The sequence below is a fragment of the Arthrobacter sp. NPDC080073 genome (assembly GCF_040686575.1).
In the GTDB taxonomy this organism is placed as follows: Bacteria; Actinomycetota; Actinomycetes; order Actinomycetales; family Micrococcaceae; genus Arthrobacter.
In genome coordinates, this window is record NZ_JBFBKR010000040.1 from 1 (window position 1) to 10,782 (window position 10,782).

Below are 10,782 nucleotides of genomic sequence, written 5' to 3' on the forward strand. Positions count from 1 at the left end.
AATCCGGCGTGCCATGGTTCACACCCCCGCCCCACGTCGACCCCCGCCAAACACCCAGACGCAACCACCACTTCAGACCCACCCGGACATAAACCCACCCAGGGCGAAGACCGTCCACATCCGTTGACATGTGACCAAATGGTCACCTATTCTGAATCCATGGACGCCGTCTTCAAGGCACTCTCCGACCCCACCCGCAGGGATCTGCTCGACGAGCTCTTCCGCGAGGACGGGCAGACGCTGGGCGCGCTTGAAGCTCGGTTCGACATGACCCGTTTCGGGATCATGAAGCACCTCAAGATCCTTGAGGAGGCCGGGCTGGTTGTGACCCGCCGTCGTGGTCGCGAAAAGCTCCATTACCTGAATCCGGTACCCATCAGGCTCGTCCACGACCGCTGGGTGAGCAAATATGCAGAACCATGGGCCGCTGCGTTGAGCGACCTCAAAACCAGATTGGAAAGTCCCGTGGAAAAGATCTTCGAAATCTACATCAAGACCACGCCGGAGCGGCTTTGGGAAGCCATCACGGACAGCGACACCCGCAGCAAGTACCAGTTCGGCAATACCCACATTGCCGACTGGACACCGGGCGGGCACTACGAAATGCACAATCCCAAGGCCAACGGAATGGTCCTCGGCGAAGGCGAAAACGTGGAGGTCGATCCCCCGCGCAGGCTCGTCCAGACCATGCGCGCGCTATGGGGCGAGGACGTCAAAGCCGAGGGCACATCACGTGTCACCTGGGAGATCGAACCCGTCGGCGACTCCTGCCACCTGACCGTCACCCACAGCGACCTTCGCGAAGGCGGCAACGACCAGATCTACGGCGGTTGGCCGATGATCCTCTCCGGCCTCAAGACCTGGCTGGAGACCGGCGAGGTACTCACAACTCCGGGCTCATTGATGTATTCATGAGGCTCGACGGCGGGGCCGCCCGCCGCTTTCAGGCCTTGGCAGCCGGAGCGAGGGCCGCGTTGAGGTACTCCAAATGCACCAGCGTCGGGGCGGTCACGTTCGCCGCGAATTCCGGGTGCTTGGTGAGGAACTTCTTGATGAAGGGGCACACCGGCACGATTCCGAGTCCCTCGCCCACTGTCTCCTTGAGGGCCACTTCGGCGAGCCTGCCCGCAAACCCTTGTCCGCCGTATTCCTCGTTGATCACGGTGTGGTAGAAAATCCGCTGGGGGGACCCGCCGTCGTCGTACGCCTTGTACGCGGCCTTCCCGATCACGTGTCCATCAGCAAGCACCTCGAAGCGCTCGCGGTCGACGTTGTGGCGGAAGGTGGCATCGGTCATCGCTAGCTCCTCGAATAGGTCCTGTTGACCTACCCTAACCTCGGAGCCGGCACGCTTTGTTCCCGGGCTTTCTCCAAGTCGAAATTTGGACTTGGGGAAAACCCGGGGAACTGCTGCTAGGCCGTGACGATATCGTGCGTGGCGTGGTCGTACGTGAAGGTGATCTTGCCGCCGTCGTGGTGTAGCTCGTGGTTGGCACCGTCGCGCACGCCGAACGCGCCGTAGTTCTCGTCCCACGAGCGGTTGAGCGCGATCTTGTAGGTGTAGAAACCGGCAGGCAGCGTGGCGGCGAGGGTCCACACCTTACGACGGGAATTGAACTTCATCTGCACTTCGTCGTACTGCGGAGCCCAGTCCTCCGGCGCGCCGAGAATCCTGTTGAAGTCACCAGCGATCGCGACGGCGGCCGGTTGCTCGAGCTTCTCGACGGCGGCAGTCGCTTTGGGTGCGGCAGCTTTCTTAGGCGCTGCTTTGGCGGCTGCCTTCGCTACAGGTGCCTTTTCTGCAGCGGGAGCCTTCTTTGCTGCCGGCTTCCTCGCGGCGGCCTTCTTGACGGGGGCCGTGGGAAGTGGAGTGTCTGCAGGGACGGGGGTGCCTTCGGCCAGCGCCGTGACGAACTCATCCGGCTTGGCGAACGCGACCGTGGCACGAAGCCCGTCGTCGGTGATGGTCCAGCCCGAACGGCCCTTGACGAGCCAGCCGGCCTTGACCAGCTTCGCGGTCTCGGTGGTCAGGCTCTTGTGGCCGCGTGGAATGCCTCCACTGAGCAGCTCACTTTCGTACTCATCCAGCGGGACACGGACAATCGCCTCTGCCAGGATCTCGCCGGCATTCAACGACTTCTCGGACCACGTTCCCTCGGCCAAGACGTCCAGGACGGTCTTGAGGCGGGCACTGCTTTTTTCGACGGTGGACTTGGCCACTGGGTCTCCTTCAACGGCGAACATTCCTTCAGCAGTCTGCCAATATTCTGTAAATTCTGGCGACTGTTCCAGGTAAACAGCGTGTGTCGTGACCCACTATTACGTCCAAACGACGGCAATTGATGGGGCGCTCTCGGGTACCGGTCAGTAGCTCACGGTTGGAGTACTCTCTTATCTCCCCTACTGCCCTGAAGCCTTCTCCCATTCCGAAACCTCAGCCAACAGTTCAGCCTTCCGTACCTCGTCCGCGAACGATGAACGCACGGAGTTCGCGGCCAGGCGCGCTCGGTCCCCGACAGAGAACCCGTGCACGGCGACAAGCTGCTCGAAATTGTCGTCCACGTAGCCGCCGAAGTACGCGGGATCGTCCGAGTTCACGCTGACATTCAGCCCGGCTGCCAACATCCCGGGCAAAGGGTGATCGGCCAGGGTGTCCACGGCACGCAGCCTGACGTTCGATAGCGGACATACCGTCAGCGGAATCTGTTCGGCCACTAGCCGCTCCACAAGTGCCGCATCTTCCATGCAGCGGATGCCGTGATCGATCCTTTCGGCGCCGAGCAGATCGAGGGCCTCGTACACATAGGAAGCCGGCCCTTCCTCTCCCGCATGCGCGATCCGTCGCAGTCCGGCCTCTGCCGCGCGGCGGTACAGCCGCTCGAACTTCGACGGCGGATTGCCCACCTCGGCCGAATCGAGGCCGATCCCGGCAATCGGGGCCTTCATCGCAAGAAGCTGTTCCAGAACCTCAAGTGCAGATTCCTCGGGCATGTCCCTCAGGAACGCGGCAATCAGGAGCGTCGAGACGCCGAACTCTTCCACCGACGTCGCGAGTGCGGACGCCACACCGTTCACGCACGTCTCCAACGCCACCCCGCGCGAGATGTGAGCCTGCGGATCCATCATGACCTCGACGTGCCGCACGCCACCGGCTGCGGCGCGTGCCAAGTAAGCCCTGGTCATGTCCGCAAAATCCTGCTCGGTGCGCAACACGGCCATGTTGGCGTAGTAGAGATCCAGGAATGACTGCAGGTCCGTGAACTCGTACCGCGCGCGCAGCTCGTCCAAATCCGCGTACGGAAGCTCAATCCCGTTCCGTTCCGCGAGCGCGAAAATCAGCTCGGGCTGAAGTGTCCCCTCGATATGTAGGTGCAATTCGGCAACCGGGGGTGCCGCCGTCGTCGTTTCGCCAAAAGTTTCCACCCGACAAGAGTAGGACGAATACTGAACGCGCCCCATTTGGACGCCCGGCAAAGCGGGGTTCAGGGCCCCGATAGCACAAGCGAGGGGAAGACCACACCGCCTCAACTTGGATCTACGCCGTTGGCCCCCCAAACTGAAAGGATGCAGACCTTCCTCCCGTTCCCCGATTTCAAGCAAAGTGCTGCCGTCTTGGACACCGCAAGGCTTGGCAAGCAGCGTGTCGAAGCACTGCAGATCCTCCGCGCACTCGTGATCCCCGAGTTCGGCCGGCCCTCCCACCCCGCTATCCGCATGTGGATGGGCTACGTTCCCGCGCTCACTCTCTACGGCCTGGCCATGGTGGACGAATGGGTCGCCCGAGGCAATCCGGACAACACCCGCGCCAGCATCACCGAGTTCGCACCCCAGGCAGCCCACCCGGACTATGCCTCCAAGATCCCGATGCCACCGTGGTTGGGCGACGCCGATTTCCACCTGAGCCACCGCTCCAAGCTGCTCCAGAAAGAGCCACGCTTCTACGCCGAGCTCTTCCCGGACACTCCGAAGGACCTCGAGTACCTCTGGCCCGAGCCCCGGCACGAATTCATTCCCGAAGACCCCTACGACGACTTCATCTGGGTGCTTCGCGCCCCGGTGAGCGACGTTGACCCCGAAAAGATCGACAAAGTGGGGATGCCGGTAGCAGGCAAGGCCAAGGCCGCCAACAGCGATGGCGACGGTTACCAATTCGTGTACGCCTCGGAAACGTCCCGCCGGCCGGGCAAGACCGCCCGCAAGGCCCCGAAGCAGCTGGTGAAGAAGCCCACCCGCAACCGCCAGCGCCAGGACGAGGCCTTCCGGACGCTCCCCGGCAACACGCCTGTCCTCGTCCCCGTCGAAGGCGGTGCCAAGTTTGCCCTCGGCAAGGTCCTCGGCCGGCCGATCACCCTGGAAGACGGCCGTTTCGGTCGCAACTTCGAGGTCACCAAGATCATCGACCGCACGGACTTCGACTACCCGGCGTTGTTGCAGGATCCGCGGGCGTTCTTCCCGATCCCGGCACCGTAGCCTTGCACAAGGGGACTCATGGATTTCCAGCAAATCATCGAAGCTGTCGGCCGATACATGGACTTCGCGGGAGTCGCCGTGATGGTTGTGGGCGCCATCGCGTCGGTCCCTCTTGCCATGCGCCGTTACAAGCCCAAACGCCTGCCGGCAAGCTCGGCGCCCCTTTCGGTGTACCGCTCCTACAGGCAGCTTCTGGGACGATCCATCTTGCTTGGCCTCGAGTTTCTGGTGGCCGCGGACATCATTCGTACAGTAGCAGTCACCCCCACCTTTGAGAGCGTGGGGGTGCTGGCGGTCATCGTGCTGATCCGGACGTTCTTGAGCTTCTCCATCGAGCTTGAGATCACCGGGCGTTGGCCGTGGCAGAAGGCCCCCGCCCCAGGCTCGGAAGCCCACCCGGCATTACCGACTTCGTGACGCACGAGTAGCTCGCTCGCCCCCACTGCGCCGCTCGGGTTCCCGAGGCAGGGAGCCCGGGCCCCGCCGTCGTTTTCGTCGTTGCGGCTACTTATCCTGCCGACGGATGAGCGCCCGGATAACCAAGATCTCATAGGCCACCAAGGCGACAACCCAAATGTAGTCATACCAGCGGGCGTCGAATCGAACAAGCAACGCCAGCAGACCAAGCGTTGCAACCAACTGGGTCGTGACGATGGCCAACCAAGGCGTGGTTTTCACCTTATCCACAGGAAATGATCACCCCTCCTGCCGAGAAAAGGACACCCGCACCGTAGGCTGCCCAACCTTCCCAATGCCATTTCTCTCCCCTTTGAGTGGTAGCAAGTGAGTGACCATCGTAAGTTGCTTTTGTTGGAGGAAAGTTGCGACTGGGTACTGCTAGTGCAGAATTGAGTGTTGTTTGGCGGAAAAATGAGTACCGGCGCAGTCAAAATCGTGGGTGCGGGCCGACAGCTGCGTTCCGGAACGCAGCTGTCGGCCCGCACCCACGATTTTGACTGCGCCGGTACTCATTTTTCCGCCAAACAACACTCAATTCTGCACTAGCAGTACCCAGTCGCAACTTTCCTCCAACAAAAGCAACTTACGATGGTCACTCACTTGCTACCACTCAAAGGGGAGAGAAATGGCATTGGGAAGGTTGGGCAGCCTACGGTGCGGGTGTCCTTTTCTCGGCAGGAGGGGTGATCATTTCCTGTGGATAAGGTGAAAACCACGCCTTGGTTGGCCATCGTCACGACCCAGTTGGTTGCAACGCTTGGTCTGCTGGCGTTGCTTGTTCGATTCGACGCCCGCTGGTATGACTACATTTGGGTTGTCGCCTTGGTGGCCTATGAGATCTTGGTTATCCGGGCGCTCATCCGTCGGCAGGATAAGTAGCCGCAACGACGAAAACGACGGCGGGGCCCGGGCTCCCTGCCTCGGGAACCCGAGCGGCGCAGTGGGGGCGAGCGAGCTACTCGTGCGTCACGAAGTCGGTAATGCCGGGTGGGCTTCCGAGCCTGGGGCGGGGGCCTTCTGCCACGGCCAACGCCCGGTGATCTCAAGCTCGATGGAGAAGCTCAAGAACGTCCGGATCAGCACGATGACCGCCAGCACCCCCACGCTCTCAAAGGTGGGGGTGACTGCTACTGTACGAATGATGTCCGCGGCCACCAGAAACTCGAGGCCAAGCAAGATGGATCGTCCCAGAAGCTGCCTGTAGGAGCGGTACACCGAAAGGGGCGCCGAGCTTGCCGGCAGGCGTTTGGGCTTGTAACGGCGCATGGCAAGAGGGACCGACGCGATGGCGCCCACAACCATCACGGCGACTCCCGCGAAGTCCATGTATCGGCCGACAGCTTCGATGATTTGCTGGAAATCCATGAGTCCCCTTGTGCAAGGCTACGGTGCCGGGATCGGGAAGAACGCCCGCGGATCCTGCAACAACGCCGGGTAGTCGAAGTCCGTGCGGTCGATGATCTTGGTGACCTCGAAGTTGCGACCGAAACGGCCGTCTTCCAGGGTGATCGGCCGGCCGAGGACCTTGCCGAGGGCAAACTTGGCACCGCCTTCGACGGGGACGAGGACAGGCGTGTTGCCGGGGAGCGTCCGGAAGGCCTCGTCCTGGCGCTGGCGGTTGCGGGTGGGCTTCTTCACCAGCTGCTTCGGGGCCTTGCGGGCGGTCTTGCCCGGCCGGCGGGACGTTTCCGAGGCGTACACGAATTGGTAACCGTCGCCATCGCTGTTGGCGGCCTTGGCCTTGCCTGCTACCGGCATCCCCACTTTGTCGATCTTTTCGGGGTCAACGTCGCTCACCGGGGCGCGAAGCACCCAGATGAAGTCGTCGTAGGGGTCTTCGGGAATGAATTCGTGCCGGGGCTCGGGCCAGAGGTACTCGAGGTCCTTCGGAGTGTCCGGGAAGAGCTCGGCGTAGAAGCGTGGCTCTTTCTGGAGCAGCTTGGAGCGGTGGCTCAGGTGGAAATCGGCGTCGCCCAACCACGGTGGCATCGGGATCTTGGAGGCATAGTCCGGGTGGGCTGCCTGGGGTGCGAACTCGGTGATGCTGGCGCGGGTGTTGTCCGGATTGCCTCGGGCGACCCATTCGTCCACCATGGCCAGGCCGTAGAGAGTGAGCGCGGGAACGTAGCCCATCCACATGCGGATAGCGGGGTGGGAGGGCCGGCCGAACTCGGGGATCACGAGTGCGCGGAGGATCTGCAGTGCTTCGACACGCTGCTTGCCAAGCCTTGCGGTGTCCAAGACGGCAGCACTTTGCTTGAAATCGGGGAACGGGAGGAAGGTCTGCATCCTTTCAGTTTGGGGGGCCAACGGCGTAGATCCAAGTTGAGGCGGTGTGGTCTTCCCCTCGCTTGTGCTATCGGGGCCCTGAACCCCGCTTTGCCGGGCGTCCAAATGGGGCGCGTTCAGTATTCGTCCTACTCTTGTCGGGTGGAAACTTTTGGCGAAACGACGACGGCGGCACCCCCGGTTGCCGAATTGCACCTACATATCGAGGGGACACTTCAGCCCGAGCTGATTTTCGCGCTCGCGGAACGGAACGGGATTGAGCTTCCGTACGCGGATTTGGACGAGCTGCGCGCGCGGTACGAGTTCACGGACCTGCAGTCATTCCTGGATCTCTACTACGCCAACATGGCCGTGTTGCGCACCGAGCAGGATTTTGCGGACATGACCAGGGCTTACTTGGCACGCGCCGCAGCCGGTGGCGTGCGGCACGTCGAGGTCATGATGGATCCGCAGGCTCACATCTCGCGCGGGGTGGCGTTGGAGACGTGCGTGAACGGTGTGGCGTCCGCACTCGCGACGTCGGTGGAAGAGTTCGGCGTCTCGACGCTCCTGATTGCCGCGTTCCTGAGGGACATGCCCGAGGAATCTGCACTTGAGGTTCTGGAACAGCTTCTTGCGATGAAGGCCCCGATTGCCGGGATCGGCCTCGATTCGGCCGAGGTGGGCAATCCGCCGTCGAAGTTCGAGCGGCTGTACCGCCGCGCGGCAGAGGCCGGACTGCGACGGATCGCGCATGCGGGAGAGGAAGGGCCGGCTTCCTATGTGTACGAGGCCCTCGATCTGCTCGGCGCCGAAAGGATCGATCACGGCATCCGCTGCATGGAAGATGCGGCACTTGTGGAGCGGCTAGTGGCCGAACAGATTCCGCTGACGGTATGTCCGCTATCGAACGTCAGGCTGCGTGCCGTGGACACCCTGGCCGATCACCCTTTGCCCGGGATGTTGGCAGCCGGGCTGAATGTCAGCGTGAACTCGGACGATCCCGCGTACTTCGGCGGCTACGTGGACGACAATTTCGAGCAGCTTGTCGCCGTGCACGGGTTCTCTGTCGGGGACCGAGCGCGCCTGGCCGCGAACTCCGTGCGTTCATCGTTCGCGGACGAGGTACGGAAGGCTGAACTGTTGGCTGAGGTTTCGGAATGGGAGAAGGCTTCAGGGCAGTAGGGGAGATAAGAGAGTACTCCAACCGTGAGCTACTGACCGGTACCCGAGAGCGCCCCATCAATTGCCGTCGTTTGGACGTAATAGTGGGTCACGACACACGCTGTTTACCTGGAACAGTCGCCAGAATTTACAGAATATTGGCAGACTGCTGAAGGAATGTTCGCCGTTGAAGGAGACCCAGTGGCCAAGTCCACCGTCGAAAAAAGCAGTGCCCGCCTCAAGACCGTCCTGGACGTCTTGGCCGAGGGAACGTGGTCCGAGAAGTCGTTGAATGCCGGCGAGATCCTGGCAGAGGCGATTGTCCGTGTCCCGCTGGATGAGTACGAAAGTGAGCTGCTCAGTGGAGGCATTCCACGCGGCCACAAGAGCCTGACCACCGAGACCGCGAAGCTGGTCAAGGCCGGCTGGCTCGTCAAGGGCCGTTCGGGCTGGACCATCACCGACGACGGGCTTCGTGCCACGGTCGCGTTCGCCAAGCCGGATGAGTTCGTCACGGCGCTGGCCGAAGGCACCCCCGTCCCTGCAGACACTCCACTTCCCACGGCCCCCGTCAAGAAGGCCGCCGCGAGGAAGCCGGCAGCAAAGAAGGCTCCCGCTGCAGAAAAGGCACCTGTAGCGAAGGCAGCCGCCAAAGCAGCGCCTAAGAAAGCTGCCGCACCCAAAGCGACTGCCGCCGTCGAGAAGCTCGAGCAACCGGCCGCCGTCGCGATCGCTGGTGACTTCAACAGGATTCTCGGCGCGCCGGAGGACTGGGCTCCGCAGTACGACGAAGTGCAGATGAAGTTCAATTCCCGTCGTAAGGTGTGGACCCTCGCCGCCACGCTGCCTGCCGGTTTCTACACCTACAAGATCGCGCTCAACCGCTCGTGGGACGAGAACTACGGCGCGTTCGGCGTGCGCGACGGTGCCAACCACGAGCTACACCACGACGGCGGCAAGATCACCTTCACGTACGACCACGCCACGCACGATATCGTCACGGCCTAGCAGCAGTTCCCCGGGTTTTCCCCAAGTCCAAATTTCGACTTGGAGAAAGCCCGGGAACAAAGCGTGCCGGCTCCGAGGTTAGGGTAGGTCAACAGGACCTATTCGAGGAGCTAGCGATGACCGATGCCACCTTCCGCCACAACGTCGACCGCGAGCGCTTCGAGGTGCTTGCTGATGGACACGTGATCGGGAAGGCCGCGTACAAGGCGTACGACGACGGCGGGTCCCCCCAGCGGATTTTCTACCACACCGTGATCAACGAGGAATACGGCGGACAAGGGTTTGCGGGCAGGCTCGCCGAAGTGGCCCTCAAGGAGACAGTGGGCGAGGGACTCGGAATCGTGCCGGTGTGCCCCTTCATCAAGAAGTTCCTCACCAAGCACCCGGAATTCGCGGCGAACGTGACCGCCCCGACGCTGGTGCATTTGGAGTACCTCAACGCGGCCCTCGCTCCGGCTGCCAAGGCCTGAAAGCGGCGGGCGGCCCCGCCGTCGAGCCTCATGAATACATCAATGAGCCCGGAGTTGTGAGTACCTCGCCGGTCTCCAGCCAGGTCTTGAGGCCGGAGAGGATCATCGGCCAACCGCCGTAGATCTGGTCGTTGCCGCCTTCGCGAAGGTCGCTGTGGGTGACGGTCAGGTGGCAGGAGTCGCCGACGGGTTCGATCTCCCAGGTGACACGTGATGTGCCCTCGGCTTTGACGTCCTCGCCCCATAGCGCGCGCATGGTCTGGACGAGCCTGCGCGGGGGATCGACCTCCACGTTTTCGCCTTCGCCGAGGACCATTCCGTTGGCCTTGGGATTGTGCATTTCGTAGTGCCCGCCCGGTGTCCAGTCGGCAATGTGGGTATTGCCGAACTGGTACTTGCTGCGGGTGTCGCTGTCCGTGATGGCTTCCCAAAGCCGCTCCGGCGTGGTCTTGATGTAGATTTCGAAGATCTTTTCCACGGGACTTTCCAATCTGGTTTTGAGGTCGCTCAACGCAGCGGCCCATGGTTCTGCATATTTGCTCACCCAGCGGTCGTGGACGAGCCTGATGGGTACCGGATTCAGGTAATGGAGCTTTTCGCGACCACGACGGCGGGTCACAACCAGCCCGGCCTCCTCAAGGATCTTGAGGTGCTTCATGATCCCGAAACGGGTCATGTCGAACCGAGCTTCAAGCGCGCCCAGCGTCTGCCCGTCCTCGCGGAAGAGCTCGTCGAGCAGATCCCTGCGGGTGGGGTCGGAGAGTGCCTTGAAGACGGCGTCCATGGATTCAGAATAGGTGACCATTTGGTCACATGTCAACGGATGTGGACGGTCTTCGCCCTGGGTGGGTTTATGTCCGGGTGGGTCTGAAGTGGTGGTTGCGTCTGGGTGTTTGGCGGGGGTCGACGTGGGGCGGGGGTGTGAACCATGGCACGCCGGATT

Annotated in this window: 14 protein-coding genes; 7 read left to right on the plus strand and 7 right to left on the minus strand. The window is 62.1% G+C overall.

Annotated elements, in window-relative coordinates; all coding sequences use genetic code 11:
• The first annotated feature begins 159 nt into the window (after positions 1 to 159).
• Positions 160 to 915: a metalloregulator ArsR/SmtB family transcription factor gene (locus tag AB0O52_RS23055; protein WP_364542908.1), complete on the plus strand. Its 756-nt coding sequence runs from the start codon at positions 160 to 162 to the stop codon at positions 913 to 915.
• A 28-nt stretch (positions 916 to 943) separates the two neighbouring features.
• Here AB0O52_RS23055 and AB0O52_RS23060 read toward each other — a convergent pair whose 3' ends face one another.
• The 3 genes from AB0O52_RS23060 to AB0O52_RS23070 all read right to left on the minus strand — a co-directional run bounded on the left by AB0O52_RS23060 (position 944) and on the right by AB0O52_RS23070 (position 3,423).
• On the minus strand, positions 944 to 1,297 hold the full coding sequence (locus AB0O52_RS23060; protein WP_364542891.1) for a GNAT family N-acetyltransferase: 354 nt from the start codon (positions 1,295 to 1,297) through the stop codon (positions 944 to 946).
• Positions 1,298 to 1,413: 116 nt separating this feature from the next.
• Entirely contained in the window at positions 1,414 to 2,220 is an 807-nt protein-coding gene (locus AB0O52_RS23065) for a glycosidase (protein ID WP_364542894.1), read from the minus strand.
• A gap of 180 nt (positions 2,221 to 2,400) precedes the next feature.
• Entirely contained in the window at positions 2,401 to 3,423 is a 1,023-nt protein-coding gene (locus tag AB0O52_RS23070; protein WP_364542897.1) for an adenosine deaminase, read from the minus strand.
• A 141-nt stretch (positions 3,424 to 3,564) separates the two neighbouring features.
• Here AB0O52_RS23070 and AB0O52_RS23075 point away from each other — a divergent pair, with 141 nt between their 5' ends.
• Both AB0O52_RS23075 and AB0O52_RS23080 read left to right on the plus strand, forming a co-directional pair.
• Positions 3,565 to 4,470 (plus strand): MSMEG_6728 family protein, encoded by a 906-nt coding sequence (locus tag AB0O52_RS23075; protein WP_364542899.1) that lies wholly within the window; start codon positions 3,565 to 3,567, stop codon positions 4,468 to 4,470.
• Between the two features lie 18 nt (positions 4,471 to 4,488).
• Complete coding sequence (locus tag AB0O52_RS23080; RefSeq protein ID WP_364542902.1) at positions 4,489 to 4,887, plus strand: DUF1622 domain-containing protein; 399 nt, start codon at positions 4,489 to 4,491, stop codon at positions 4,885 to 4,887.
• Between the two features lie 87 nt (positions 4,888 to 4,974).
• Here AB0O52_RS23080 and AB0O52_RS23085 read toward each other — a convergent pair whose 3' ends face one another.
• Positions 4,975 to 5,148, minus strand: a complete 174-nt coding sequence (locus AB0O52_RS23085) for a hypothetical protein (RefSeq protein WP_364542905.1) — start codon at positions 5,146 to 5,148, stop codon at positions 4,975 to 4,977.
• Between the two features lie 486 nt (positions 5,149 to 5,634).
• Here AB0O52_RS23085 and AB0O52_RS23090 point away from each other — a divergent pair, with 486 nt between their 5' ends.
• The gene (locus tag AB0O52_RS23090; protein ID WP_364542905.1) at positions 5,635 to 5,808 is read left to right on the plus strand and encodes a hypothetical protein; all 174 of its coding nucleotides are present in this window, start codon (positions 5,635 to 5,637) and stop codon (positions 5,806 to 5,808) included.
• An 87-nt stretch (positions 5,809 to 5,895) separates the two neighbouring features.
• Here the strand turns inward: AB0O52_RS23090 and AB0O52_RS23095 are convergent, their stop codons facing one another.
• Entirely contained in the window at positions 5,896 to 6,294 is a 399-nt protein-coding gene (locus AB0O52_RS23095) for a DUF1622 domain-containing protein (RefSeq protein WP_364542902.1), read from the minus strand.
• A gap of 18 nt (positions 6,295 to 6,312) precedes the next feature.
• Positions 6,313 to 7,218, minus strand: a complete 906-nt coding sequence (locus tag AB0O52_RS23100; protein ID WP_364542899.1) for an MSMEG_6728 family protein — start codon at positions 7,216 to 7,218, stop codon at positions 6,313 to 6,315.
• 141 nt (positions 7,219 to 7,359) lie between these two features.
• Here AB0O52_RS23100 and AB0O52_RS23105 point away from each other — a divergent pair, with 141 nt between their 5' ends.
• The 3 genes from AB0O52_RS23105 to AB0O52_RS23115 all read left to right on the plus strand — a co-directional run bounded on the left by AB0O52_RS23105 (position 7,360) and on the right by AB0O52_RS23115 (position 9,839).
• Positions 7,360 to 8,382, plus strand: coding sequence for an adenosine deaminase (locus tag AB0O52_RS23105; protein WP_364542897.1), 1,023 nt, complete (start codon positions 7,360 to 7,362; stop codon positions 8,380 to 8,382).
• A 180-nt stretch (positions 8,383 to 8,562) separates the two neighbouring features.
• Complete coding sequence (locus AB0O52_RS23110) at positions 8,563 to 9,369, plus strand: glycosidase (RefSeq protein ID WP_364542894.1); 807 nt, start codon at positions 8,563 to 8,565, stop codon at positions 9,367 to 9,369.
• A gap of 116 nt (positions 9,370 to 9,485) precedes the next feature.
• Entirely contained in the window at positions 9,486 to 9,839 is a 354-nt protein-coding gene (locus tag AB0O52_RS23115) for a GNAT family N-acetyltransferase (RefSeq protein ID WP_364542891.1), read from the plus strand.
• Between the two features lie 28 nt (positions 9,840 to 9,867).
• Here the strand turns inward: AB0O52_RS23115 and AB0O52_RS23120 are convergent, their stop codons facing one another.
• Positions 9,868 to 10,623 carry a metalloregulator ArsR/SmtB family transcription factor gene (locus AB0O52_RS23120; protein ID WP_364542908.1) on the minus strand — a complete coding sequence of 252 codons (756 nt, stop codon included), beginning with the start codon at positions 10,621 to 10,623 and terminating at the stop codon, positions 9,868 to 9,870.
• Positions 10,624 to 10,782 lie beyond the last annotated feature (159 nt).